Genomic DNA, 24,416 nt, shown 5'->3' with positions numbered 1-24,416 from the left:
GTTGATGCAAGTTAGTCAGAGTGACCTCAATGAAGTGCTTGTCGCCGCAGAGCAAGACCTGCGTGCGTTGCAAAGCGGCCGCGTGTTCCTGACCGGGGGGACGGGCTATATCGGCTGTTGGCTGTTGGCGAGCCTCCTGCATGCCGACGCCGCGCTGGCGCTCGACATCGAAGTGACTGTCCTGTCGCGCGATCCTCAGCGCTTTGCCGAGCGGTATCCGCTTCTCGCGAAGCACGCGTCGGTGGAACTGGTGCAGGGAGATATTAGAGACCTTGCCTTTCCGGCCGGACGGTTTACTCACGTCATCCACGGGGCAACGGACGTCATCGCACAGCAAACGCCGCTGCAAACGTTCGAAGTCACCGTGATGGGCACGCGCAGGGTGCTTGATTTCGCCAGACAGTCCGGCGCACAGCGGGTGCTGCTCATGAGTTCGGGTGCGGTCTACGGCAAAATCCCCCCGCATATCGATCGCATACCGGAGGATTACACCGGTGCGCCGGCGACCGAAGCACTTGCCTCTGCATACGGCATCGGCAAGCTCGCCACAGAATGGCTGGGCACGGCCTATGGTGAACCGGGCGTCATGTCCTGCTCTTCGGCTCGCATTTTTGCCCAGATAGGCCCTAATTTAGCGCTGGACAAGCAGTTCGCCGCCGGCAATTTTCTTTTGAATGCGCTGCGGGACGAGCCCTTCATCATCAAGGGGGACGGCACGCCGCGACGTTCCTACATGTATGCCACCGATCTCGTGACGTGGCTCCTCGGAATTCTGGTTCGAGGCCGGCCTGGCCGTGCCTACAATGTCGGCTCGGATCAGGGGATCTCGATTCGCGAGTTGGCAGTCGCCATTGCCCGCGAGACGGGGCGCTCGCCGGACGCCATACAAGTGCTCGGCATGCCGGCGCCAGGCGCTGCACCCGACCGGTATGTTCCCGATGTCGGCAGGGCCGCCAGCGAGCTTGGCCTTCGTATCGGCGTACCGCTCGACGACGCGATTCGGCGCACGTATGACTGGTACCGATCTCAACAATGCTGATCTAACTCTTCGCCATGGATAGTGCTTCTTTTGCGAATGCCATGCGCTTGCGGGCGCTCGAGTTGTGCCACCTCAAGCGAACGTCCCACATCGGTGGGGCGTTCTCCGCAGCCGACATTCTTGCGGTGCTGTACAACGAAGTGCTCGACATCGCGCCCGAGACGGCGCACTCGCCGACGCGCGACCGCCTGTTTTACAGCAAGGGACACGCGTGCACCGCGTTGTATGCGGCGTTGGAGCTGCGAGGTTTTTTCGAGCCACATGAGCTGTCCGAAGGCTTTACTGCGGACGGGAGCTACTTCACTTCGCACATCAACCACCGAATACCCGGCGTCGAGCTTTCTACGGGAAGTCTCGGGCATGCATTGGGTGTGTCATGCGGGGTCGCCCTCGCAGGGTTGCGGCGGAATATCCCGTACACGGTCTTCACGATCTTGAGCGACGGGGAGCTCGACGAGGGGTCCAACTGGGAGGCGATTCTGTTCGCCGCGCACCAGAAACTCGACAACCTCGTGGCGATTGTCGACTACAACAAAATCCAGAGTTTTGGATCGGTGGCGCAGGTGATGAATCTCGAGCCGCTCGCGGACAAGTTTCGTGCGTTCAACTGGATCGTGCACGAAGTGGACGGCCATGATATCGAGGCGTTGTCGAAGACACTGGCTGCGGCCAAAGCGGACCGCTCGGGCGCGCCCAAGTGCATCGTTGGCCACACCGTGAAAGGCAAGGGCGTGAGCTTCATGGAGCAGGAATTGGCTTGGCACTACCGCTCCCCCGGTAGCGAGGACTATGAAAAGGCTCGTATCGAGCTGGGGGCCAAGTAATGCGCAACACATTCATCAATACTTTGTGCACGCTTGCAGCCAGTCATGATGATGTCTTTCTCCTTTGCGGCGACCTGGGGTACTCGGTATTGGAGCCGTTCGCAGCGGCATTTCCCGATCGCTTTCTCAACGTCGGAGTCGCCGAGCAGAACATGACGCAAGTTGCCGCTGGGCTGGCGCGCGAAGGCTATAACGTGTTCACGTATTCCATCGGTAACTTCCCGACCCTTCGTTGCATGGAGCAGATTCGATACGACGTCTGCTACCACGAGGCCAGCGTCAAGGTGGTGGCGGTCGGGGCGGGTTATGCGTATGGGCCGCAGGGCGTATCGCATCACACCACGGAAGACATCGCGATGCTTCGCGCCATCCCGAACATGACGGTTTGTGCACCGGCCGATCCGGTAGAAGCGCGCGCAGCGGCGGAGTTCATGGTGCGGCACCGTGGACCCGGGTACGTGCGAATCAACAAGGCAGGAGAGCCGGCTGTACATGCGGCGGATGTTGCTCTCACGCTGACGCCTGGCGAGTTCATCAAGGTGCGTGAGGGGCGCGACGCCGCCGTGCTGGTCACCGGCGCCATGCTGGGCGGCATTGTCAAGGAAGTGCATGAGACCAGGCGCGATTATGCGATATATAGCGTGCCTCTCATCGGGACATACTCGCACGGCGCGCTTGCCGCGCTTGCCGAATCGTTCGATACCGTGATTACGGTCGAAGAGCATCAATTGAACGCGGGATTCGGCAGCTCTATCGTCGAGGCGCTAAGCGATCTGTATTGCGCGGGCGGGATTGCCCGCATGCCCAGGGTGCGCCGCATCGGTATTCCTAACCGGTTCATAGGCGTGTCGGGTAGCCAGGAGTATCTGCGGGCACAGGCGCAGCTCACGCTAGGCGCCCTCGCACGGGACGAGTGAGAAGTCCGCCATGCGAGATCGCTTCTGGGCTCTAGGTGGATCGCTGCTTCGCGGCGAGGTGAGGTTCGCCAATTACCTGTTGGTGGGCGGCTTGAACACGTTGTTCGGCTACGCGGTGTTTACGTTGATGATCTGGGCTGGGTGCCACTACAGCCTCGCAATCGCGGGCTCAACGGTGTTGGGCACGCTCTTCAACTTCAAGAGTACCGGGGCCCTCGTCTTCAAGTCCCATGACAATTCACGGATAGTGCGCTTTTTGGCCGTCTACGGGGTTGTGTATTGCGTGAACGTTCTTGGCGTCGCGTTGCTGATCCGGTCAGGGCTCAATGCCTACTACAGCGGCATGATCATGATCCTGCCGCTCGCCCTGCTTGCCTATCGCTTGAATAGCCAATTTGTGTTCAGAACATGAGAAAACGCATCAGTGTGGTAACGCCGCTATTCAATGAGCAGAGCAATGTCGTTGAGCTTTGCCAGAGAGTAGCCGCAGTCATGAAGTCGTTGCCATACGACTATGAGCATCTGTGCATCGACAATTGTTCCACGGACGATACGGTTGCGATCCTGCGTCAGATCGCTGCGACGGACCCGAGCCTGAAAGTGATCGTCAACGCGCGAAATTTCGGCTACATCAGATCGTCATATCACGGCTTGCTGCAGGCGGACGGCGACGCAGTCGTGCTGATCGCATCGGATCTGCAGGACCCGCCGGAGATGATTCGAGATTTTGTGCAGAAATGGGAAGAAGGCTTCAAGACTGTCATGGCGGTCAAGCCGGTCAGTGAAGAATCGCGACTGATGTTCCGGCTGCGGAAGGTCTACTACAGGATCGTCTCGCGGATCTCCGAGGTATCGCTCGTCCAGAATGCCACGGGGTCCGGATTATTCGATCGTGCAGTGCTCAACGTCCTGCGCTCGATTCAGGACCCGTATCCGTACTTTCGCGGACTGGTCTGCGAAGTGGGATTTCCGATTGCCACGGTCCCATTCAAGCAGCCTCGGCGGGTTCGCGGCGTCAGCAGCCAGAACTTTTATTCGCTGTACGACATGGCGATGCTGGGCATCACGAAACACTCGAAGGTGCCCTTACGCTTGATGACAATATCCGGGTTCGTACTGGCGTTTGTCAGTTTGCTGATTGCCTTTGGTTATCTCGTGGCCAAACTGCTGTTTTGGAATGCGTTCGTGTTGGGCACGGCGCCGATCTTGATCGGGATCTTCTTCTTTGGCGCGCTGCAGATGATGTTCCTAGGTCTATTGGGCGAATATATTGGCGCCATACAGACGCAAGTCCGGAACTTACCACTCGTCGTTGAGGCTGAGCGGATAGGCTTCGGACCCGGGGCGCACGAGCGAACTGAAGTCGACAGCGAGTGATAGACATGTCTCATCGGAGCTCGGTTCCGCGTCTTTCGCATTGGGTCAGAAAACTAAACCCTTAGGGGGGCAAATGCGTGCACTTTCTGATGAGATTTCAGAGAATCGTTATGCCAAGTGGCATATATTCATGATGTTGCTCATCTTGGTCTATGGCCTGTTCAATCTTGCCGTCGGTGAAAAGGTTCCGACAGCCGGTGGGTTTGGCTGGGATGGCGTTACTTACGCAGACATTGTGAGAAACCTGCCGTCGCTGATCTCCAGCGGGCACATGACAGGCTACTACGCCCAACGATTGTTGCCGTCGGCCATAGTTCGAGTTGGTCTACTGATCTTTGGTTTCGATTTTTCGAACACAAACTTAATACGCGGCTTTGGCATCTACAATCTTGCTATGTTGCTGGCTGCAGCAGCAGTGTGGAAGGCAATATCCGATCATCTGCGGCTGCGACTCGATGCCAGGTGGCTTGGTTTCGTCGGGATTTTCGTAAATTTCCTCGCAACCAAACAAGTTGTGTATATGCCGCTATCCACAGATACCACGGCGGTGCTGGTCGGCATGCTCCTTTTGCTCTGTTATCTCAAGCAGAGGCCAGTGGCGTTGCTCTTGGTGACGATTGCAGGATCGTTTGCCTGGCAGGTCACTGGGTTATGCGGCGCATTGCTGATGCTTTTTTTGAGAACGCGGTTTCCGGATATCGACGCGTCCGAAGGCGAGCCTCGCATTGTGGGGCGGAGTATGAGCAAACTGCTCGTTGCATGGTCATCTTTTCTGGTGGTCTGCATTGCGGGCTACGTCGCAATGCGAAACCTTTTGACACCTGAAGCGTTGGGTTCAGAGGGCGTCCAAAATCTCGGGCGCTTCGTAACGGGGTTGCCCTCGCTGATCGTGGCAGGCGCGGCGATCTTCGTGTTGCTTGGCTCCGTACGCCAACTGCGCCGTATTTCCAAAGCTCTTGTTCGGGTAGATGTCACGTTGCTGGTTTTCGCACTTTTGTGCATAGCAATTCCAAAACTTATCGTTGCGGTCATTGCAAACCGGAATCTGGCCAATCCGAACAGCTTTTCGCAGGTCTTGGAATGGGTCGTCTTTCCTCTCAATGGGGAAGGAAAGTTTCTCATGCCGCTGGTAACACTATCAGTGTTCTGGGGGCCTGCTTTTCTGCTCATGATTTTGCTATGGAGCAAGATCGCCGCTGAACTGAGGCGCTTGGGCCCGGGCGTGATGGCGGTTGTGTGCCTCCATGTACCCTTAGCGCTCGTTACTGAACCGCGCTACATATTGGGGGCGTGGCCTTTCGCTGTAACCGCACTTGCTCTAACGCTTGAGAAGACAAGGCCATCACGGTCGTTTGGTTATGCGTTCGCGACGCTAAGTGTTCTCGCATCGCAGTTTTGGCTGCACATCAACTATCGCCCGTGGACCGGTGGCGATGTGGAGGGGCTGCTCGAATTTCCGAAGCAGTTATTGTTTATGCACTATGGACCGTGGATGAGCTGGACGACATTTCTCATCCAGTTGCCACTCGTGTTGCTGAGTGCATTCTGGCTTCGCAGCACTCTGAGGAGTGCGCGGTAGTTTGGGCATTGCAGGTATGCGCTTGCGCGCAAACAGGCGCCTAAGCGTTCGGGGAAATCGCCAGTTTGGATAGGAAGCGGTTGCGCGCGGCGAATGTCGGCAAATCCCCATCATGAGACTTGCCTCCTCTCCAGGTATTGCTCGACGAAGCTGAGAATGGCCTTGGAGCGGTAGTCCTTCGCGAGCAGGCAAAGGTAGTCGGCGAACGGGCGATAGCGCTCGTCGAGCTCGATCAGGTGCGCGGCGTGCTGCGCGATCGCACGCATGTCGCCGAGCCGTGCCAGATGGTGCAGCGCGTTGATCTCCTCCGGCGGCGGCGCGATCAAGGTCTCGGGGGAGGGGACGACGGCCGGCGCATCCGCCTGGCCGGCTCCAGCCGCCTGTGCCTTCGGTGCTTCGTCGAGCCACTCGACATTCAGTAGGACGGTGATTTGCGACACTAGCCCGCTGAAGTCGATCGGCTTTGCCAGAAAGGCGTTCGCGCCGGCTGCCAGGCTTTTTTCCACATCGCTCCCCGAGGCTCCGGCGGAAACGGCGACGATGGGCAGATCGCGAAACGCCGGCATGTGGCGCAGGCGACGCGTGGCTTCGAGCCCATCCATGTTGGGCATGACGACATCCATCAGGACGAGCGCCGGCCGCAGAGTTTCGACCATCTCCAACGCTTCCAGTCCGTCGACGGCCTCGGCCATGTCGAATCCGAGCGGGGCCAGCATATCGACCGCCACGGCGCGGTTTTCCGCCACGTCGTCGACGACGAGGATAGTCTTGCGCGGCCCTTTGTAGCCGTTGACCGCCCATTCGGGCGGGACGACCGCCGCCTGAGGCGTCACCACCGGGACGTCCAGCTCGAACGAGAACACGCTGCCGGCGCCGCGGCGGCTCTCGACGCGGATCTCGCCGCCCATCAGGCGCACGAGCTGCCGGCTGATGGCGAGGCCGAGCCCCGTGCCGCCGAACCGGTGCTGCGTGTCGCTCGCCTGCTCGAAAGGCCGGAAGATCGACTCGTGACGCGCTTCGTCGATGCCGATGCCGGTGTCACGCACTTCGAAGCGCAGCTGCCCCGGCGGCTGGAAACCGACGCGCAGACGCACGCTCCCCTCCTCGGTGAATTTGATCGCATTGGAGAGCAGGTTGAGCAGCACCTGGCGCAGCCGCAGCTCGTCGACCCGCACGCCCGCGGGCAGATTGGGCGCCATTTCGAAGCTGAAAGCCAGGCCCTGTTCCGCTGCCCTCACCCGCATCGTCTCGGCGATGAAGTAGATGAACCGGTCGAGCGGAATGTCGGAGAGATTGAGCTCCACCTTGCCGGCCTCGATCTTGGCCATGTCCAGGATGTCGTTGATGATCGTGAGCAGGTGTTCGCCGCTGCGCTGGATCACCGTGATGCCGTCAACCTGGCGACGATCGAGGCGCTTGTCGCGCTTGAGGATCTGCGCGTAGCCGAGGATCCCGTTCAGCGGCGTGCGCAGCTCGTGGCTCATGTGCGCAAGAAAGTCGCTCTTGGCCTGGTTGGCCGCGTCGGCGTGCTCCTTGGCGACGGCTAGTTCGGCCGTGCGCTCGCGGATCATGTCTTCGAGGTGCTCGCGATAGCGCTGCAACTCCTCTTCGGCGCGCTTGTGCTCCGTGATGTCGCGCGAGATGCCGAGCAGGAACAGCGGCTCGCCGCGCACATCGAGGATCGGGATCTTCATGGTGTGCACCAGAAGCGGCCCGTGACGCGTGTGCACCGGCTCCTCCGGAATGTCGACCATCTGCCGCGACTCCAGCACGGCGCGATCCTTCAGCGCGAAGAACGCGGCCTCCTGCTGCGGAAACAGCTCGTGGACGGACTTGCCGATGAGCTCCTCGCGCCGGTAGCCGAGCAGCTGTTCTCCCGCCTTGTTGAAGCGCACGAAGTGCAGCGTCGCCGCATCCTTCACGAAGATCATGTCCGGGATGTTCTCGACGATGCTGTTCAGAAAGTGCTCGCTCGCGCGCGCAGACTCTTCGGCGTGCTGCCGTTCGACGATCTCGGCCGCCTGGCCCGCGAGCGCCGAGCTGAGCTCAGCCGTGCGCTGTGCGACGCGCGCCTCGAGCTCGGCGTTGAGCTCCTTCAGTGCGTCCTCGGCCTGCTTGCGCTGGCGCCGGTCTTCGAGGAACTGCTCGACCGCGCGCGCCATGTCGGCAATTTCATCGCCGCCGTGCACGGGAACGCCGGCCTGCGCGTCGCCGGATTGCCCGTCGCCGGCATCGCCATGCCGCAGTGCGTGGCTGACCCGGCGCAGCCGCTCCACGACGTGGCGGCCGAGAAAGACGCGGGCGATCAGCCAGGCGAGCAGCAGGCTCACCACCACTTCGCTGCCTACCCACTTGCGCGTGCGGTCTGCGTGTCCGGCCAGATCCTGGACCGCTTCACGGTAATCGCGCGTGAAGTAGTCCGACTGCCGGCGCGCCGCGGCCGACAGGGCGTCGGCCTGACTGCGCAGATCCTCGTCGAGGCTCGCCAGCGATACGCCGGACACGCCGGGCCGCGGCGCGGCCGGCTGGCCCAGCGCGGTTTCGCGCAGCTGCGCCTCGACGTTGACCGTGTTGCGGAAGCGCTGGCTCGACCGATGCATCTCCACCGCATCGACGCCGATGTCTTCGTTCGCCGTCGCGGGGGCCAGGCGGTCCACGAGGCGGTCGAAGGACGCCAGTTGCTCGATGACATGCCGATGCGTCTCGCGCACGGCGCCGACCGTATCGTCGCTCGACAACTGCAGCGCCAGGCGTTCGATCATCAGCGTGTGCTGCGCGAGGTCCTGCGCATCCTGCAGGCGCGCGAGCCGCTCATCGGCCAGCTGGCGGATCGCGTGTGCCGATCCGGCCAGCGAGTAGATCGTCGTGGCCCCGACCGCGACGACGAGAGCGGCCAGGCATGAAACCACGAGCGTGAATTGCGCGGTGAGCGACTGGGGGAGCGGTAGTTTCACGATCACGGGCGTTGCCAGATGCGTCGATAGATGTCGCGATAGCCGTTGGCGGGATCGTAGAGCAGACGATCGCCGCCGTCCGCGCCGATGTTCTCCGCCGTCACGAGATGCACCGGAAACACGTAACCCGTGACGCTTTCCCCGGCGAGGAGCCGGTTCATCTCGTCGACCAGCTGCCAGCCGTGCAGACTCAGGGGTTCGGCCACCGTGCCCGTCTGGAACGTGCCTGTGCGGATGCGCAGAAAGGCCGAGTCGCTGCCGTCGCCGGCCGACAGCATGGTCATGGCCGCGTTCGGCAAGCCGGCCTGGGTCAGCACCGGGGCGGCGTAGTCGAAGTAGATGTCGTTGATCGCGAGCGCATACGTCCAGCGGCTGCCATAGCGCGCGAGCAAGGCGCGTGTCGTGCCCGGCATCAGTTCCTGGCTTTGCGAGATCGGCACATTGCGCACTTCGAGCAAGGTGCAGCCGCTGCAGGCGCGCACGACGGCGGCCATTTCGTTCGCCTTGTCCCGCGAGATGTGGTAATTGGGGTCGGCGAAGATGACGGCTCTCGCATGCCCGCCGGACTGCACGATGGCGGCCAGCGCGGTCACGCGCGCGACCTCGAGCGGATCGGTCGACACGTTCATCGCCACCGGCGTGCCGGGCACCGGCCCGGCACGGGACGCGACATGCCAGCCGACGATCGGAATGCGCGCTTTGGCGAACAGCTCCAGCCCGGGCAGCAGGGTGTGCGCGTCGCTTCCGACGATGATCAGCCCGTCCGGGCGGCTTGCGAGCGCAGTCGCAAGCATCTTCAGCTGCAGGTCCGGCGCGCCGCCGTCGTCGAAGATCTTCACGTCCCAGCCGATGACCTTGGCCGCCTCCAGCACGCCGTCGATGACGCCGACGATGCCGCCGTTGCGCAAATCCTCGGCGACGACGGCAAGGTGCTTCCCAGGTTGCGCGCGCGGCCCGGTGCGCGGCCCGTTCCAGGGGGCGGCGGGTTGCGCCGCGGTGTCGACGATGCGCTTCGCGTCGGCCAGGTAGTCCTTCGCGGCGGCGGCCGCGGTCTTGGGCACGGGGGCAGTCGGCAAACCCTGCGCCGTGGCAAGCCATGGCATGCACGCGCATGCCCATGCCAGAAGCCAGCCCCTCATGCTGTTCCCCAAGGTAGGGCGATCCTGCGAACAAGATACTACAGGCCGATGGCCGCATCTCCTGGGTCATGCCCTGGGTCGAACGGTGGCAACGGGTCTTTGTCGGCAATCCGTAAGGTACCTTGTTTCAGTCGAGCAAGGTCAATCACGTCCTGCCAACAATGACAGTACCCTCCCGCACCGGCTCGACCTAGCATCGAAGCACCACCCACGGACAATGCGACGGCCGTGCCGCGATGCACCGCTGATACGCCATTGGCTTCCTCTACAAGCGCTGTTTCGACACGGTGAATCGAAGCATCCGCGCTTGGCTCGAGGAACCGGATCACGACGCCGCAGCCGCAAAATTTTCGAATCCGAATTTGGTTTGGTCTGTCGTTTGAGCGTTGCAGCAAATTGCGCGCCTGCCTGTAACGCCAGCTCTCGGGGGAAGTTGAGATGGCCATCATCGTCAAGCGGCTCGGGAAAAATGCATCGCGCTGGATCGATCTCGGCCTGTGGGCCGTTGCCGGTTTAATGCTGCTGACAGCGGGCGCCGGCGCGCTTGGCACGGTGCGCCTATATAACAGCGAGGCCGAGGTTTCCCGTTCCAACGAGGTCATCGCAAATCTCGAGCAATTGCTCTCGCTCGCCAAGGACCTGGAGTCAGGGCAACGCGGGTTCGTCATTACCGGCCGTTCGAGCTACCTCGAGCCCTATACGACGGCGCTGCCGCGCATCGGGCAGCAGTTCGAACGTCTGGCGGAGCTACTCCAGGGCGATGCGTTCCAGCAACAGAATCTCGTCGGGCTGCGTTCGCTGTTGACCGAGAAGCAGGCGGAGCTGGCGGCCGTCATCGCCGCCCGTCAAACGGCGGGTTTCGATGCCGCGCAAGCCATCGTGCTGAACGACACCGGGAAAGTCTTCATGGATCGCGCGCGCTCGCTCGCGCACGACATGGAGCTGTCCGCCCGGCGCAAACTGGAGCTCCAGCGCGAGGCCGCCGTCAAGACGCGCAACCAGGCGATTGCGATCGGGCTCGCGTCCGGTGCGTTGACGCTGTTCGTGTGCATCTCGTTCGGATTCGTGACACGGCGCATGCTGTTGTCCGAGGCGAGCGCCGCCGAAAATCTCTTCGAACAAAAAGAGTTGCTTCACGTCACGCTCGCCTCCATCGCCGACGGCGTCGTGGCAACGGACATCGACGGCCGCATCACGTTTTTCAATCACATTGCGCAGGACCTGACCGGGTGGACGAGCGAGGCCGCGACGGGGCAGCCGATCGACGAGGTGCTGACTTTCCTGCAAGGGCCGAACCGGCAGCGGGCGGCCAATCCGGCGCTTGCCGCGCTCAAGGAGCAACGCATCGTCAGTCTCGTCAACCACACGCTGTTGATCGGCCGCGACGGTGTGCAAACCCATGTGGAGGCCAGCGGCGCTCCGTGCTTTGACTCGACGGGCAAGCTCGTCGGCGCGGTCCAGGTGTTCAAGGACGTCACTGAGCGCGAGCGGGCCGAGGAACGCTTCCGGCTCGCCGTGGAAGCCGCGCCCAACGCGATGATCATGGTGAACGGCGAGGGCCGCATCGTGCTCGTGAACTCGCAAGCCGAAAAGATGTTCGGCTACGCGCGCGACGAGCTGATGGGGCAGAGCATCGAGACACTCGTGCCCGAGCGCTTCCGCCCCCGGCATCCCGGCTATCGCGACGCCTTCTTTCGCGACCCGCACAGCCGCCCGATGGGAGTGGGCCGCGATCTCTACGGCCTGCGTCGCGACGGCACCGAGATGCCGATTGAAATCGGCCTCAATCCGATCCAGACATCGGAGGGCCCGTTTGTCCTCAGCGCCATCGCCGACATCACGGAGAGAAAGCGCGCCGAGCTGAACCTGCGCAAGCGGACCGAGGAGCTGGCCCGCTCCAACGAGGATCTCGAGCAGTTCGCCTACGTCGCCTCGCATGACCTGCAGGAGCCGCTGCGCGCGGTGGCGGGGCCGCTGCAGCTTCTGCAACGCCGCTACCAGGGGCAGCTCGACACGCGGGCCGACGAGTTCATTGGGCACGCGGTGGACGGCGCAACGCGCATGCAAGCGCTCATTGACGACCTGCTCGTCTATTCCCGCGTGGGGCGGCCGGAAGACGCGCGCCAGCCGACCGATTGCGCGCTGGTGCTCGATCAGGCGCTCAAGAACTTGAGTGCCTTGATCCAGGAGGCCGGCGCTCAGGTGAGCCGGGATGCGCTGCCCGTCGTCCGGGCTATCCCGACCCAACTGCTGCTCCTCTTTCAAAATCTGGTCGGCAACGCCATCAAGTTCCGGCGCCGGGATTGTCCCGTGCAAATCCACGTCGGCGTCCGCTCCCAGGAGGACGCGTGGCTGCTGTGGGTCAAGGACAACGGGATCGGCATCGATCCTCAATACTTCGAGCGAATCTTCCTGATTTTCCAGCGCCTGCATACCCGCCGCGAATACCCCGGCACGGGGATCGGGCTGGCGCTGTGCAAGCGTATCGTCGAGCAGCATGGCGGCCGGATCTGGGTCGAGTCAGGCCGGGACGAAGGGACGACGTTTCTATTTACGTTGCGCAGGGAGTTCGAGGACTAACCAGGGTAACGATGTCACCTCAAGGAGCAACCGATGCTTGTCGACGAATCCGGCAATTTGGTTCATATCCTCCTCGTGGAGGACAGTCCGACTGACGTCATGATGACGCGCGAAGCCATGGAGCATTACAGGGTGCTCAATCCGCTTCACGTCGTGGAGGACGGCGTGGCCGCGATGGAATACCTGCGGCGCGAGGGCCAATATGGTTCGGCGCGCCGGCCCGGGCTGATCATTCTCGATCTCAATCTGCCTCGCAAGAGCGGCCGGGAGGTGCTCGAGGAGTTGAAGACCGATCCCGATTACATGCACATCCCGGTCGTCATCCTGACGACCTCGAAAGCGGAGGAGGACATAGCGAGGTCGTACGGCCTTCATGCCAATTGCTACATCACGAAGCCCGTGGATTTCGCCAAGTTCGTCGAAGTCGTGCGGACCATCAACGACTTCTGGCTCGGCGTCGTCACGCTGCCTCCGGACCAGTCTTGAGCACACCCCGGACCATACGGATTCTGCTGGTCGAGGATAGTGCCACCGACGCTTTGCTGATCAGCGAGGCGCTCTCGGAGGTCGTGGATATCGAGCACCAGCTGATGCGTGCCGAGCTGCTGTCGCAGGCGTTGGCGCAAGCGCAGGCGACGCGCCTCGACGTCGTGCTGCTCGATCTGGGCCTGCCCGACGCACAGGGCATCGGCACTTTCCGGACTTTCCACCGGCACGCGCCCGACGTGCCGGTGCTGGTGCTGACCGGGCTCGACGACATGTCGGTCGGCTTGCTGGCGATTCAGGAAGGCGCGCAGGACTATGTGCTCAAGAAGGAAATCCACGCGGCGCTGCTGGGCCGCGCGATTCGCTACGCGATCGAGCGGCACCGCGTGGCAGCGGCGCTGGCGGCGAGCGAGGAACGGTTTCAACTCGCCGTGAGCGGCGCCACCGCAGGCTTGTGGGACTGGAATCCGCAAACGGGCGAGATGTACTTTTCGCCTCATTTCAAGGAAATCCTGGGCTATGAAGACCATGAAATGCCCAATGTGGCCCACGTGCATCAGGACGCCATTCACCCGGACGACGTCGAATTGGTGGCGGCGAACCTGAAGGCGCATATGGAGCATAAGCGCGACTACAACGTCGAGTATCGCGTACGCACCAAGTCGGGCGAGTTCCGCTGGATTCAGTCGCGCGGGCAGGCGCTGCGCAATGCGTCCGGCGAGCCCTATCGCATCGTGGGCTGGATCATGGATGTCACCGACCGCAAGCGCGCCGACGAAGCATTGCGCAGCTCTCGCGAAGAACTGCAACGCCTGTCCGCGAATATTCAGCATATTCGTGAAGAGGAAAAGACTCGCATTGCGCGCGAATTGCACGACGATCTCGGTCAGCAGTTGAGCGCGCTGAAAATGGAAGTCATGTTTGTAGAAGACGGGCTGAGGCGAGCGAAAACCTCTGCGTCGGACGTCATCCTGCACAACGTTTACGCGCTGATCGATCAGCTGGTTCACTCTGTGCGGCGGATCGCGGCGGACCTGCGACCTGTGATGCTCGACGATCTCGGCCTGATTCCGGCGATCGACTGGTTCGTTAGCGAGTTCGCGGCGCGCTACGACGTGCGCGTGACCAAGCGCGTCAACGCGAACGACATCGCGTTCAGCCGGGACAGCGCGACCGAAGTGTTTCGCATGGTTCAGGAAGCGCTGACGAACATCGCGCGCCATTCGAGCGCCACTGAAGCGACGCTCGAGATCGTGCGCGACGAGCCGTACTGCATTGTGCGCATCGCCGATAACGGCCGCGGCGCTGCGCGCGACGCGCGGCCGGGCCCGAATTCGTTCGGCCTGCTGGGGATGCGCGAGCGCGCAGCGCGGCTCGGGGGGGAGATCCGCATCCGCACGGCGCCCGGGCAGGGCTTTGGATTGACGATCACCTTGGCGCTCGCGACGGTTGAGGCAAAGGAGATTGGGTGAGACGTCGCGAGTGAGGCGGGTATACCTGACCCGGATCGATGGATTCCGTGCCTGTCCAAGTGTTCTCTTGGTTTCTATCGAACTGTCGACGGGGGATAGCCGAAGCGATCCTGGAAGCGCTCGGCGAAGCGTGCCCTGGATTTGTAGCCGCATGCTTCCGCAATGCGAGTCATAGCCCATGCCGTGGTCTGAACCAGCATCATGGCGTGATGCATGCGGACGTCGATCAGCAGATCCTCGAATCTTGCGTGTTCGCTGGCGAGACGCCGCCGCAGTGTGGCCGCGCTCATCGCCAGTTCCTTGCCGGCGACCTCCGCCGTCCAGTGGCGCTCGGGCGCCTCGCCGATCAGGGTGCGAAGCCGTCCCGACGTGCTGTCCAGATCGGCATGGCCAAAGCAGTGCCCTCGCTCGGCGAGCGCCAGAAGCAGGTCCATTAGCCGGTGGCGGAGCCGCTCGTCGCTGAGGGAGCTTTCCTCGACACTTTCGAGTACGTGGCACAGCGTAGCAGTGAGATCTCTGTCGAGTGCAGCACTGCGAAACGGTGAGGCGGGCCGAGGGCCGGTCCTTGTAGCGGGATAGTCGCGGTGGAAGCCGTCCAGCAGGGCGGCCGGGAACGTCAGGAAGACCGAGCGGAAACATTGCTCGGTGCCTCCCGGCGTTTTCAGCAGATCTGCGCAGGTATTGGGTTCGACCAGTAGCAGTGAAGCCGGCGTGTCCATCGACATCCGATTGGTGCCGTCATCGAGATCGAGCTGACCGGATACGATCAGCAGCAACGTTGCCTCGTGGAACATGAACCGCGGGGTGCGTTGCGGTTGTTTCAGGCACGGCCGCGCGAGCCCGCACAAGGCGCGTCTTTGCAGCGGCGCACCGGAGGGGGATCGCCAGGATGAGGGATCCACACTCGGGCGTCCGATTGCGGGCTTCCTCGGGGCGGCGGTAGACGGTATCCAAGCCATGCTCGAATCTCGTGCGTCAACAACTCAGCCGATCACGACATCGGGGTTCAGGCTGTAGAGGCCGGTCAGGCTGGCCTGACCGAGCACCTGCGCCTTGGCGAGGGCCGCCCGAACGTTCGCGCCGGTCAGCGGGCCATCAACTTCCAGGGTCGGCGTGGCGAGCGCGTAGACCGTGAAGATGTAGTGGTGGACAAGCGTATCGTTCCAGGGCGGGCACGGGCCGTCGTAGCCATGGTAGTCCCCCTTCATCTGCTCGTCGCCGGCGAACCAGCCGGTGTAATCGTTGACGCCGTGACGGTGGCCCGCGGGGGTGTTCGGCCCCGGCTTGCCGCGCGGCGTGACCCCGTCGGAATGAGAGCCGGCCGCGATTTCGGTGTTCTCGGCCGGAATGTCGAGCAGCAGCCAATGGAAGAAGTCGACGCGCGGCAGCGACGCCGGTACGACGCGCCCTTCCTGATTGACGTCGTCGCCGCGGCTCGGGACGTCCGGATCATGGCAGACCACGACGAAAGACTGCGTGCCTTCGGGTACGCCGCTCCATGCGAGGTGCGGATTGCGGTTCGCGGAAAGAGCGATGTGGCTTGCTGCATCGGGTACGGCGAACGCAAATTCGCCTGGAATCTGCTTGCCGTCCTGGAAGCTTTGGCTGGTGAGTTGCATTTAAGGTGCGTCCAGTGAATGGGTGATCGAGGATACGAGTGGGTACTCGAGTACGACACAGCCATTGTAGGGATTCCGATTCGGTCAATGATCGCAAATAAGATCAAACGCGTCACGTATCCAATCAATTTGATTGGTTAAGGATCATCCGCTTCGTTTCGAGCATCAAGTGACAATGCGATGCCGGGGGGCATCGCGGCGGCGAGGGCTTCGGCGACCGGCCATCGCGCGGGACACGTGGTGGCAGGACGGTTGAGAAAGTCGCTCCGCTCGCGAGTCGAGGCCGCATCGTATGACGCGCTATGCAGGATGGTCGAATGCGGCGTCGGAATAGGCATCCTCACAATGTGTCGCGCCTCATACGGCCGGCCGCCGGAATGGCGACGGTAAAATGCTCGAGATCCGTCAGATCAAGGAATCAGTGTGACCTCTACTGGCTGTACACCTACGGTGCAACTGAAAATCAAGCTCGGCCCTCATGCGCTGATCGGACCAGGCAAGATCGCGCTGCTCGAGGCGATTCAGGCGACTGGCTCAATTAGTGCGGCCAGTCGTGCAACCACCATGAGCTACCGCAAGACCAGAGATCTCCTCGAAGCGCTCAACGCGACGTTTAATGCTCCCGTCGTGATGGCAACGAAGGGTGGGAGCAAGTATGGCGGCACGACGCTGACTCCCCTCGGAGAAATGCTTGTCGAGCGCTATCGGGATATCGAGGCCGCGTCAAACAGGGCAGCAGAAAGCGCCCTGTCCGATCTGCTGTCTTCTTTTATTAGCCAAGCCTCTTCCGACTGAAATCAGACTGAGGCAAACCGCAATACAGTTTCTACGTGAAGTAAGGCAAGAGAAAAATATGCGAATTGAGTATTCGCATATCGATGAAATGTCATGAATTCCGATGTATAGTGCTGCACACATCGAAAGGAGGGCATTGGATGCAGCATCACGCCGTTATGCAAAACCTGGGAGAGCAGCAAGGTCCGTTTTTTGGGCGAATTTGCCTGCAACGGGAAATCGAAGGCCAAGCATTTAATGAGCCGGATTGGCGGCGTCAGGCTTTGGACGATTTCTTGACGATATTGCGCAATGACGGATTCCCGTGCCTTTTCGGCAGAAAGGCACAGAAAGAGGCGTCCATCAGGCTTCTCTTCTGCCAACAGCTTCAGGCAGATAGCTACACGAATTTCCTTTCCGGATTGACGCAATACACGACATTCGTTCGGGAAACCCCGCTCGCCGACAGGCTGTTCGCACCGCTGGTCGTTTTCTTCGAGGAGCAGTTCACAGGCGGGCTATCGCAGCAGCACCAGGTTGCATGGAAGGCGCTGAACTGGGTTCACGACCGCGATCCCGGCGCTTGGCCAGATAGCGTGCCATTGGATCCGGAACATCCGGACTGGTGTTTCTGCTTCAACGGGGTCCAGCTTTTCATCAACATCAGCTCCGCCGACCATAAGCTCTTGCGCAGCCGGAATCTGGGTCGCTTCCTCACCCTCGTAATTAATCCCCGCGAGAATTTCGACGAAGTCGCGAGCGTGCATACGAGAAGCGGCCGTCTGATTCGTGAGCGCATCAGATCGCGTATCGCGGAATTCAACGACGGTGTAGTGCCGGCTGAGCTCGGCTTTTATGGTGATGCGGACAACCGTGAATGGAAACAGTATCAACTACGCGAGGATGGCGTTGAGAAACCCGCACGGTGTCCATTCAGACAAGAAATCCGTTTTGAATAAAAAAACATATGGCTATTAATTTTAATATTCTCGCGCTCTACGTCGTTACCGTCATCACCGCCATCGCTGTTCCAGGGCCCGTAGCCGTTCTGGTGGCCGGCGCGGGATTGGCTGGTGGCCCGTTGAAGGCGCTCAAGACCATTTTCGGAACCAACAGCGCGTCGCTGGTGTTGATCCTTCTCTCGGCCCTTGTCGTGAAGGGACTCTTCGCCATCAACGAGCTGGCTTTCGACATAGTGAAGCTTGCCGGCGCCTGCTACATCGCCTACATCGGGTGGGATATGTTTCGTGCGTCGAGTTCGCCGGACGACGGGCCCGCCGCGGTACAACCGCGCGTCGGCGGGTTCTCCAAGGGCTTCGTCATGGCGATATCGAACCCGAAGGACATCATCTTTTTTGCCTCCTTCTTCCCGCAGTTCATCGGCATCACCAAAGACACCAACGCAAGCTTGGCTTTGCTCACCGCCCTGTGGATCATTCTGGATTTTTCCACCTTGATGCTGGTCTACCTGCTGGTGAGCAAACTTCTGAAGCCTGCGATTCACCAAAGAATGCTGCGCTTTTCCGGAGTACTTCTTTTCGTCATCGCGACCGGTGGCGTTGTGATGGCCTCGGCTTCAATTTTTCGATTGATAGGCTGATCATCCTTTTTTCCGAAAGCTCGCCCATGCGCCGACGTGTCGAGCGAAATTCCCGGCATGGTGTTCGAGATCACGCCTGAGGAACTCGAAGCGGCGGACCGATATGAGGTGGCTGACTATCAGCGCGTCCGAGTGAGACCCAAGTCGGGCGTCGACGCATGGGTATATCCGGGCGTCTAGGCGCATTTCGCACGGAACAGATTTCGCGGCATCCACGCGCGACAGCTAGTGCGCAGGGTCGCGCGTCAACGGGGCGCTCGGCAGTGCGCCTCGTTACCAATACAACCGGAGCTACGTGAGGTGAACCGCATGCTGATCCGTTTCGGCGAAAACACGCTGAGGATCTACAAGGAGTATTCGGTAGGCGACCCGTGCTCGGAGCGAACGACATTTTCTTCGTCGATCTCGGCGTGACCTGGGGGACTTCGACGCAGTGCCTCGCGCCGGGCTGTGGATCATCGAGATCCAGACCGCTCATCCAACGCGCCCTTTCGGGGCGTTCTACGAGAACCTGTTGGTGTAGCCGCCCCCGCCGCGCACCGACCACGCAGGACGCAAACAATGTTCCTCCGGCAGTTGCGTGGGCCACTGAAAGGGCGGGTGGCTTGTTCCTTCGGCGCAGACGGCCGTCCTGCCATCGATCCGCCCCCTAAAAATTGTCAGCGAGCTACGGGATTTCCCTAGCGCCTGTTTGGGCTCGCACGCAGGGACGAAGTCGCGACAGCTAGTCGTGCCATCACCATCACTGAAGAATCCACCGATCTGGGAAATCCAGCTGTAACCCATTGTTTGTATGGGAGAAATGGCAGTGGCTCCAGGCTTTTGACAGCAAGGCGAGCTCAAGCCTCAAGTAAACAAAGTTCAAAGCTAAGTGAATCTCGACATCGACAGTGATCCCTCCTCGCGCCTTGAATTTGTCAAAACCGGTCCATATAATTAGCACTCGCTGCACGTGAGTGCTAACAAGATTTCCTCCCGGCCCGCTTGCCGGGCGGTTTTACTCAGTGTTCTTCAGTCTCAATCAAGAGAGGAGTGTGTATGAACCTTCGTCCTTTGCACGATCGCGTCATCGTCAAGCGTTTGGATCAGGAAACCAAGACCGCATCGGGCATCGTGATCCCTGACGCAGCCGCCGAAAAGCCGGATCAAGGCGAAGTGCTCGCCGTCGGCCCGGGCAAGCGCGATGACAAGGGTGCGCAAATCGCCCTCGACGTGAAGGTTGGCGATCGCGTCCTGTTCGGCAAGTACGCCGGCCAGACCGTCAAGGTCGACGGCAACGAGCTGCTCGTGATGCGCGAAGAAGACATCATGGCAATCGTTCAGAAGTAACTTGCCCCGGTTCGTATTCTCTAAAGATTTCAAGGAGTTAGAAGATGGCAGCTAAAGACGTCGTATTCGGCGATTCCGCTCGTGCCAAGATGGTCGAGGGTGTGAACATTCTCGCCAACGCAGTGAAGGTCACGCTGGGTCCGAAGGGCCGCAACGTGGTGCTCGAGCGCAGCTTCGGCGGCCCGACGGTCACCAAGGACGGTGTGTCGGTCGCGAAGGAAATCGAGCTGAAGGACAAGCTCCAGAACATGGGCGCGCAAATGGTCAAGGAAGTCGCTTCCAAGACCAGCGACAACGCCGGCGACGGCACGACGACCGCGACGGTGCTCGCGCAATCGATCGTCCGCGAAGGCATGAAGTACGTCGCATCGGGCATGAACCCGATGGACCTGAAGCGCGGCATCGACAAGGCCGTCGCCGCAGCGATCGAAGAGCTGCGCAAGATCAGCAAGCCCTGCACGACGAACAAGGAAATCGCACAAGTCGGCGCGATCTCGGCGAACAGCGACACGTCGATCGGCGATCGCATCGCTGAAGCGATGGACAAGGTCGGCAAGGAAGGCGTGATCACGGTCGAAGACGGCAAGTCGCTGTCGGACGAGCTGGACGTCGTCGAGGGCATGCAATTCGACCGCGGCTACCTGTCGCCGTACTTCATCAACAACCCGGAGAAGCAAGTCGCCGTGCTCGAAAACCCGTTCGTGCTGCTGCACGACAAGAAGGTTTCGAACATCCGTGATCTGCTGCCGGTGCTCGAGCAAGTCGCCAAGGCCGGCCGTCCGCTGCTGATCATCGCAGAAGACGTCGAAGGCGAAGCGCTGGCTACGCTCGTGGTCAACAACATCCGCGGCATCCTGAAGACCGTTGCGGTCAAGGCACCTGGCTTCGGCGATCGTCGCAAGGCGATGCTCGAAGACATCGCGATCCTGACGGGTGGCCAAGTGGTCGCCGAAGAAACCGGCCTGACGCTCGAGAAGGCAACGCTGGCTGAGCTGGGCCAAGCGAAGCGCATCGAAGTGGGCAAGGAAAACACGACGATCATCGACGGCGCTGGCGAAGCGAAGAACATCGAAGCGCGTGTGAAGCAAGTCCGCACGCAAATCGAAGAAGCGACGTCGGACTACGACCGTGAAAAGCTGCAAGAGCGCGTGGCGAAGCTGGCCGGCGGCGTGGCGGTGATCAAGGTCGGCGCTGCGACCGAAGTCGAAATGAAGGAAAAGAAGGCACGTGTCGAAGATGCACTGCACGCAACGCGCGCAGCTGTTGAAGAAGGCATCGTGGCTGGCGGCGGCGTCGCGCTGATCCGCGCTCGCTCGGCAATCGCGGGCCTGAAGGGCGCTAACGCCGACCAAGACGCTGGCATCAAGATCGTGCTGCGCGCGATGGAAGAGCCGCTGCGTCAGATCGTGACCAACGGCGGCGAAGAAGCGAGCGTCGTGGTGGCGGCAGTTGCTGCAGGCAAGGGCAACTACGGCTACAACGCGGCGACGAGCGAGTACGGCGACCTGGTGGAAGCCGGCGTGGTCGACCCGACGAAGGTCACGCGCACCGCGCTGCAAAACGCAGCTTCGGTTGCTGGCCTGCTGCTGACGACGGACGCAGCCGTTGCCGAACTGCCGAAGGAAGATGCTCCGATGCCTGGCGGCATGCCCGGCGGCATGGGCGGCATGGGCATGGACATGTAATTCGGCCGGGCCGCGATCGGCCGGGCCGCGATCGGCCGGGCCGCGATCGGCGGGGCGCCCTTCGGGCGCCGAGTTGAAAAGCATGGAGGGGCGCGCCGCGAGGCGCGCTCCCTCAAAGAAAAAACCCGCAGCGATGCGGGTTTTTTTGTGCCGGCGAGATTTGCGGCGCTGCGCCTTAGTGCCGCGCTTCCCCCGGCGGCGTGTCGGCCGCGTCATCCGGCGGCGTATCGTCGTCCTCGTCGTTGCGGGCCCAGAAGAACCGGTCCGGCAGATACGCGCCCATGCCAGGGCGAAACGCGTTGCGCGCCGCCTGGTACAGATACTCCTGCGCTTCCCGAGCCGCTTCCGCCGGCTCCTGGCCGTTGGCGAGCAGCGCCGCGATGGCCGAGCCGAGCGTGTCGGTGATGCCCATGATGCGCTGCGCGGGGCGGTCCCACATGTCCTGCCGCAACTGGCCCTCTTCCGAGAAGAGCGTATTGACGAGCCGGTGCGTGCCCGTCTCCGTCGACAGGATGTACTCCGCGCCTTGCGACAGCAGATGCGAGATCGCGGCGTCGAGCGTCGGCACTTCGGCGTCGCCGTCCGGCTGCGCGAGCGCAAGCAGCGTCGCGGTATCGGCGACGAGCAGCGTCGTTTGCGGTGCGAGCAGGTCGGCGATCGACTCGCGCAGCTCGTCGGCGGCGAGCACGTGCTCGTCGTCGAGCGTGAAATCGGGGGCGAGGATGAGCGGGATGTCGTCGTAATCGGCGACGACCTCGGCGATCGCGCTCACCACTTCGGCGCGCGTCGCCGCGCCGATCTTGAACGCCGCGATCGGCATGTCTTCCAGCAGCATCCGCGCTTGCGTCGCGACCGTATCGGGATCGAGGCCCGTGACTTCGTCGCAGCTCGCCGAGTCGCGCACCGTGTAGCCGGTGAGCACGGAGACGCCGTGGCAGCCCATGCTGGCAAGCGTCAGCAAGTCGGCTTGCAGGCCGGAGCCGCCGGTCGGATCGGACAGGCCGAAGGTGAGGACGATCGGAAGGGTGTTGCTGGACATGAACGGTGTGGGAGATGGGTAGAGCGCGCCGCGCGCCTGCGGTGTTAAGCGGGCACATAGCGTGCGGGTGGCTCAATTATGCGGCTATATTGGCGCGCTGCGCCGTTTTTTCCATATTTGCGCTTGGTCTTTGGAGGCGCGGTTCGGGGTGCGTCCAGCGTGCGTGGAGGGCGGATTGCTGGCGGGGCGGGCGGCAAAACGGTACCATCGTGGTTCTTTGATCAACGGATTTTTCGACGCGGCATAAGAATGGAATATAGAAGCTGGATGTGCCTGATTTGCGGCTGGATTTACGACGAAGAAGCCGGCTTGCCCGAAGAAGGCATTGCCCCGGGCACGCGCTGGGAAGACGTTCCGATCAACTGGACGTGTCCCGAGTGCGGCGCGCGCAAGGAAGACTTCGAGATGGTCCAGATCTGATTCATCCGCGTGGCGCAAGCACACATCGAGAGCAGTCGTATCGCATGCCTATGACACCGGGTTCAGCCGTTCCCGCGAGTTTCGAAGCGCTGCCGAATCCGCGCGGCGCGGCGGTGCGTGCGGCCGAAACGGCGCTTGACGACGCGCAGCGCGGCTTCGGCGCGCACGCCGACATCGCCGCGCCGCTGATGCATGCCGCTGCGGCGCTGCGCCAGGCGGGCTGGCATGCCGCGCAGCGTTTTGCCGATGCGCTGCTGCTCGCGTCGCCGTTTGCCGGCGGCGATTTCGCGCGGCGCTTCGGCGTGGCGCTGTACGATTTCAGCGTGGCCGTCGAGCGGCGCAATTTGCGTGAACTCTCCTGTTCGACCACCCTTTTCGATCACTATCGAACCCTCAGCGCGCAGTTCGCGCAGCATACTCACGCGTTCGAAGTTGCCTACGAGGACCTCGCGCTCGCGCACCGGCCGATTCCGCCAGCAACGCTGCGCACGGTTCCTGCGCAGCGGCTCGCGTTGCTGCGGGCGAGCTACGAAGCGGCGCTGCTGTACGTGCTGCGCGGCCATCCGGCTGCAGAAAGCGCGCTCGACGAAATCGAAGCATGCATGGTGGAGCTCGCCGGTCCCGATCCTTACGACGTCTGGCGTCTTGCTGCGGGTTGCTCGCGAGCGTTGCGTGCGGCGAGCCGCGCGAGCTCGGGCGCGGCCGACGCCAAGCGCTTCTACGCGCGCTGCAATCTGCTGCTCGCCGACCAGGCGCGCGGCGTCGTGATGGCGCCGCGCTCGTTCGTGCGGGCGACCCTTGCGATGCTGTGGCGCGATTACGCGCTTTACGGCGCCGCCGCCGAGGATGCCGACCAGGTCGCGCTCCTCAACGACTACGGGTTGACGGTCGATTGGCATGTCGCGGGCACGCAGGCGTCCGAGGCGCTGTGGGAGGCGGGCGCGGCCGAGGCCGAGCGGCAGGCCACCGGGGGCGCCGCGCCCACGCGCGAACTGGGCGTGCTGAGCGTCAACGCGCATGCGTATGAGGATTTCCTGCAGACTGCCGACGCGTCGATCGACGCGCTCTCGCAGCATGCCGGCCTGGTCAGCGGCGCGGCGCAGCACGATACGGCGGCCGCGCTGCTGGCGAGCGACGCTGCTTACCGGCTCGGCGCGGCTGCGTGCGCGCTGGGGCTTGGCCACGTGGCGCTGCTTTCCGACGCGCTGGGCCTCGCCTGGCGGCGCCGCGCGCATGCCGACGCCGTGGCGCCCGAAGCGCACTCGCGTACGCTGATCGATGCGCCCGACGGTGCGTCGGTCGGACGCGCCGCCGAGGCGCTGCGGGCGATGCTGCTGCGGGTGGCCGCCGGCGTCGCGCCGCCCGATTCGCAGCAGGTCCTCGCCGCGCTGACACAGGCAATCGAGCGCGGCAGGGAAGGGGTGCCCGTGCCCGCTACCCGCGGCGCGCGGTGACACGCCGCTTCCGCCTATCCTGTCCTTTCCGCTGCGCTCCCGACGCCTTTTGCCCTATGCCTTTCCACCGCTCCATGCGGCCGTGGGCCAAGCGTAAGCCCGTGTTAGAGTGCAGCATGGTCCGCCGCT

23 protein-coding genes are annotated in these 24,416 nt (G+C 62.2%); 17 read left to right on the top strand and 6 right to left on the bottom strand.

Annotated features, from left to right (window positions below; translation table 11 throughout):
* Nucleotides 1-4 precede the first annotated feature (4 nt).
* The 6 genes from FAZ69_RS05155 (at nt 5) to FAZ69_RS05130 (ending at nt 5,736) form a co-directional block, all read left to right on the top strand.
* Nucleotides 5-1,039, top strand: a complete 1,035-nt coding sequence (locus tag FAZ69_RS05155; protein WP_136892854.1) for an NAD-dependent epimerase/dehydratase family protein — start codon at nt 5-7, stop codon at nt 1,037-1,039.
* A gap of 14 nt (nt 1,040-1,053) precedes the next feature.
* A complete protein-coding gene (locus FAZ69_RS05150; RefSeq protein ID WP_136892853.1) occupies nt 1,054-1,863 on the top strand; it encodes a transketolase in 810 nt (269 codons plus the stop codon).
* Nucleotides 1,863-2,780, top strand: a complete 918-nt coding sequence (locus FAZ69_RS05145) for a transketolase family protein (RefSeq protein ID WP_136892852.1) — start codon at nt 1,863-1,865, stop codon at nt 2,778-2,780. Before FAZ69_RS05150 ends, FAZ69_RS05145 begins: the two co-directional genes overlap by 1 nt.
* 10 nt (nt 2,781-2,790) lie before the next feature.
* Nucleotides 2,791-3,192: a GtrA family protein gene (locus FAZ69_RS05140; RefSeq protein WP_136892851.1), complete on the top strand. Its 402-nt coding sequence runs from the start codon at nt 2,791-2,793 to the stop codon at nt 3,190-3,192.
* The gene (locus FAZ69_RS05135) at nt 3,189-4,157 is read left to right on the top strand and encodes a glycosyltransferase family 2 protein (RefSeq protein WP_136892850.1); all 969 of its coding nucleotides are present in this window, start codon (nt 3,189-3,191) and stop codon (nt 4,155-4,157) included. The genes FAZ69_RS05140 and FAZ69_RS05135 overlap by 4 nt, the downstream gene beginning before the upstream one ends.
* 73 nt (nt 4,158-4,230) lie before the next feature.
* The gene (locus FAZ69_RS05130; RefSeq protein ID WP_136892849.1) at nt 4,231-5,736 is read left to right on the top strand and encodes a hypothetical protein; all 1,506 of its coding nucleotides are present in this window, start codon (nt 4,231-4,233) and stop codon (nt 5,734-5,736) included.
* Nucleotides 5,737-5,846: 110 nt separating this feature from the next.
* On the opposite strand, the gene FAZ69_RS05125 is transcribed toward FAZ69_RS05130, so the two are convergent.
* The 3 genes from FAZ69_RS05125 to FAZ69_RS05115 are packed head-to-tail and all read right to left on the bottom strand — an operon-like array spanning nt 5,847 to nt 10,278.
* Complete coding sequence (locus FAZ69_RS05125; RefSeq protein WP_136892848.1) at nt 5,847-8,690, bottom strand: ATP-binding protein; 2,844 nt, start codon at nt 8,688-8,690, stop codon at nt 5,847-5,849.
* Nucleotides 8,691-8,692: 2 nt separating this feature from the next.
* Nucleotides 8,693-9,829: a substrate-binding domain-containing protein gene (locus tag FAZ69_RS05120; protein ID WP_136892847.1), complete on the bottom strand. Its 1,137-nt coding sequence runs from the start codon at nt 9,827-9,829 to the stop codon at nt 8,693-8,695.
* A gap of 38 nt (nt 9,830-9,867) precedes the next feature.
* A complete protein-coding gene (locus tag FAZ69_RS05115) occupies nt 9,868-10,278 on the bottom strand; it encodes a hypothetical protein (protein ID WP_136892846.1) in 411 nt (136 codons plus the stop codon).
* Here FAZ69_RS05115 and FAZ69_RS05110 point away from each other — a divergent pair.
* Genes FAZ69_RS05110 through FAZ69_RS05100 form a run of 3 tightly spaced genes read left to right on the top strand, consistent with a single transcriptional unit; the run spans nt 10,268 to nt 14,367 of the window.
* Nucleotides 10,268-12,409, top strand: coding sequence for a sensor histidine kinase (locus tag FAZ69_RS05110; protein WP_136892845.1), 2,142 nt, complete (start codon nt 10,268-10,270; stop codon nt 12,407-12,409). The two genes, FAZ69_RS05115 and FAZ69_RS05110, sit on opposite strands and share 11 nt — an antisense overlap.
* A gap of 33 nt (nt 12,410-12,442) precedes the next feature.
* A complete protein-coding gene (locus tag FAZ69_RS05105) occupies nt 12,443-12,895 on the top strand; it encodes a response regulator (RefSeq protein ID WP_136892844.1) in 453 nt (150 codons plus the stop codon).
* Nucleotides 12,892-14,367 carry a hybrid sensor histidine kinase/response regulator gene (locus FAZ69_RS05100; RefSeq protein ID WP_136892843.1) on the top strand — a complete coding sequence of 492 codons (1,476 nt, stop codon included), beginning with the start codon at nt 12,892-12,894 and terminating at the stop codon, nt 14,365-14,367. Before FAZ69_RS05105 ends, FAZ69_RS05100 begins: the two co-directional genes overlap by 4 nt.
* Before the next feature lie 74 nt (nt 14,368-14,441).
* On the opposite strand, the gene FAZ69_RS05095 is transcribed toward FAZ69_RS05100, so the two are convergent.
* A complete protein-coding gene (locus FAZ69_RS05095; protein WP_240702115.1) occupies nt 14,442-15,143 on the bottom strand; it encodes a helix-turn-helix domain-containing protein in 702 nt (233 codons plus the stop codon).
* A gap of 207 nt (nt 15,144-15,350) precedes the next feature.
* Complete coding sequence (locus FAZ69_RS05090; RefSeq protein WP_136892841.1) at nt 15,351-15,986, bottom strand: YbhB/YbcL family Raf kinase inhibitor-like protein; 636 nt, start codon at nt 15,984-15,986, stop codon at nt 15,351-15,353.
* A gap of 450 nt (nt 15,987-16,436) precedes the next feature.
* On the opposite strand from FAZ69_RS05090, the gene FAZ69_RS05080 reads away from it, so the two are divergent.
* The 6 genes from FAZ69_RS05080 (at nt 16,437) to groL (ending at nt 21,374) form a co-directional block, all read left to right on the top strand.
* Nucleotides 16,437-16,781: a winged helix-turn-helix domain-containing protein gene (locus FAZ69_RS05080; RefSeq protein ID WP_206171174.1), complete on the top strand. Its 345-nt coding sequence runs from the start codon at nt 16,437-16,439 to the stop codon at nt 16,779-16,781.
* A gap of 140 nt (nt 16,782-16,921) precedes the next feature.
* On the top strand, nt 16,922-17,719 hold the full coding sequence (locus FAZ69_RS05075) for a YqcI/YcgG family protein (protein ID WP_206171173.1): 798 nt from the start codon (nt 16,922-16,924) through the stop codon (nt 17,717-17,719).
* An 8-nt stretch (nt 17,720-17,727) separates the two neighbouring features.
* On the top strand, nt 17,728-18,360 hold the full coding sequence (locus FAZ69_RS05070) for a LysE family translocator (RefSeq protein WP_136892838.1): 633 nt from the start codon (nt 17,728-17,730) through the stop codon (nt 18,358-18,360).
* A gap of 36 nt (nt 18,361-18,396) precedes the next feature.
* Nucleotides 18,397-18,540 (top strand): gamma-glutamylcyclotransferase family protein, encoded by a 144-nt coding sequence (locus tag FAZ69_RS05065; protein ID WP_439654745.1) that lies wholly within the window; start codon nt 18,397-18,399, stop codon nt 18,538-18,540.
* An 858-nt stretch (nt 18,541-19,398) separates the two neighbouring features.
* Nucleotides 19,399-19,689: a co-chaperone GroES gene (groES, locus tag FAZ69_RS05055; protein WP_136892837.1), complete on the top strand. Its 291-nt coding sequence runs from the start codon at nt 19,399-19,401 to the stop codon at nt 19,687-19,689.
* A 44-nt stretch (nt 19,690-19,733) separates the two neighbouring features.
* Complete coding sequence (gene groL / locus FAZ69_RS05050; protein WP_136892836.1) at nt 19,734-21,374, top strand: chaperonin GroEL; 1,641 nt, start codon at nt 19,734-19,736, stop codon at nt 21,372-21,374.
* Between the two features lie 175 nt (nt 21,375-21,549).
* Here the strand turns inward: groL and FAZ69_RS05045 are convergent, their stop codons facing one another.
* Nucleotides 21,550-22,413, bottom strand: a complete 864-nt coding sequence (locus FAZ69_RS05045) for a hydroxymethylpyrimidine/phosphomethylpyrimidine kinase (RefSeq protein ID WP_136892835.1) — start codon at nt 22,411-22,413, stop codon at nt 21,550-21,552.
* A 249-nt stretch (nt 22,414-22,662) separates the two neighbouring features.
* On the opposite strand from FAZ69_RS05045, the gene FAZ69_RS05040 reads away from it, so the two are divergent.
* The gene (locus FAZ69_RS05040; protein WP_025527884.1) at nt 22,663-22,833 is read left to right on the top strand and encodes a rubredoxin; all 171 of its coding nucleotides are present in this window, start codon (nt 22,663-22,665) and stop codon (nt 22,831-22,833) included.
* Nucleotides 22,834-22,883: 50 nt separating this feature from the next.
* Nucleotides 22,884-24,287, top strand: coding sequence for a hypothetical protein (locus FAZ69_RS05035; protein ID WP_136892891.1), 1,404 nt, complete (start codon nt 22,884-22,886; stop codon nt 24,285-24,287).
* Nucleotides 24,288-24,416: the final 129 nt, after the last annotated feature.

Source organism: Trinickia terrae, assembly GCF_005144415.1.
GTDB classification, from domain to species: domain Bacteria; phylum Pseudomonadota; class Gammaproteobacteria; order Burkholderiales; family Burkholderiaceae; genus Trinickia_A; species Trinickia_A terrae.
Note: the sequence above shows the minus strand (reverse complement) of the source record. Positions and strands in the feature narration are given on the sequence as shown.

What these genes read in the sequence shown, in the direction of transcription:
- FAZ69_RS05110 (WP_136892845.1), top strand. Translation starts at nt 10,268, where the DNA reads ATGGCCATCATCGTCAAGCGGCTCGGGAAAAATGCATCGCGCTGGATC.
- groES (WP_136892837.1), top strand. Translation starts at nt 19,399, where the DNA reads ATGAACCTTCGTCCTTTGCACGATCGCGTCATCGTCAAGCGTTTGGAT.
- FAZ69_RS05090 (WP_136892841.1), bottom strand. Translation starts at nt 15,986, where the DNA reads ATGCAACTCACCAGCCAAAGCTTCCAGGACGGCAAGCAGATTCCAGGC.
- FAZ69_RS05145 (WP_136892852.1), top strand. Translation starts at nt 1,863, where the DNA reads ATGCGCAACACATTCATCAATACTTTGTGCACGCTTGCAGCCAGTCAT.
- FAZ69_RS05105 (WP_136892844.1), top strand. Translation starts at nt 12,443, where the DNA reads ATGCTTGTCGACGAATCCGGCAATTTGGTTCATATCCTCCTCGTGGAG.
- FAZ69_RS05120 (WP_136892847.1), bottom strand. Translation starts at nt 9,829, where the DNA reads ATGAGGGGCTGGCTTCTGGCATGGGCATGCGCGTGCATGCCATGGCTT.
- FAZ69_RS05045 (WP_136892835.1), bottom strand. Translation starts at nt 22,413, where the DNA reads ATGTCCAGCAACACCCTTCCGATCGTCCTCACCTTCGGCCTGTCCGAT.
- FAZ69_RS05135 (WP_136892850.1), top strand. Translation starts at nt 3,189, where the DNA reads ATGAGAAAACGCATCAGTGTGGTAACGCCGCTATTCAATGAGCAGAGC.
- FAZ69_RS05155 (WP_136892854.1), top strand. Translation starts at nt 5, where the DNA reads ATGCAAGTTAGTCAGAGTGACCTCAATGAAGTGCTTGTCGCCGCAGAG.
- FAZ69_RS05070 (WP_136892838.1), top strand. Translation starts at nt 17,728, where the DNA reads ATGGCTATTAATTTTAATATTCTCGCGCTCTACGTCGTTACCGTCATC.
- FAZ69_RS05150 (WP_136892853.1), top strand. Translation starts at nt 1,054, where the DNA reads ATGGATAGTGCTTCTTTTGCGAATGCCATGCGCTTGCGGGCGCTCGAG.
- FAZ69_RS05140 (WP_136892851.1), top strand. Translation starts at nt 2,791, where the DNA reads ATGCGAGATCGCTTCTGGGCTCTAGGTGGATCGCTGCTTCGCGGCGAG.
- FAZ69_RS05040 (WP_025527884.1), top strand. Translation starts at nt 22,663, where the DNA reads ATGGAATATAGAAGCTGGATGTGCCTGATTTGCGGCTGGATTTACGAC.
- FAZ69_RS05035 (WP_136892891.1), top strand. Translation starts at nt 22,884, where the DNA reads ATGACACCGGGTTCAGCCGTTCCCGCGAGTTTCGAAGCGCTGCCGAAT.
- FAZ69_RS05075 (WP_206171173.1), top strand. Translation starts at nt 16,922, where the DNA reads ATGCAGCATCACGCCGTTATGCAAAACCTGGGAGAGCAGCAAGGTCCG.
- FAZ69_RS05115 (WP_136892846.1), bottom strand. Translation starts at nt 10,278, where the DNA reads ATGATGGCCATCTCAACTTCCCCCGAGAGCTGGCGTTACAGGCAGGCG.
- FAZ69_RS05130 (WP_136892849.1), top strand. Translation starts at nt 4,231, where the DNA reads ATGCGTGCACTTTCTGATGAGATTTCAGAGAATCGTTATGCCAAGTGG.
- groL (WP_136892836.1), top strand. Translation starts at nt 19,734, where the DNA reads ATGGCAGCTAAAGACGTCGTATTCGGCGATTCCGCTCGTGCCAAGATG.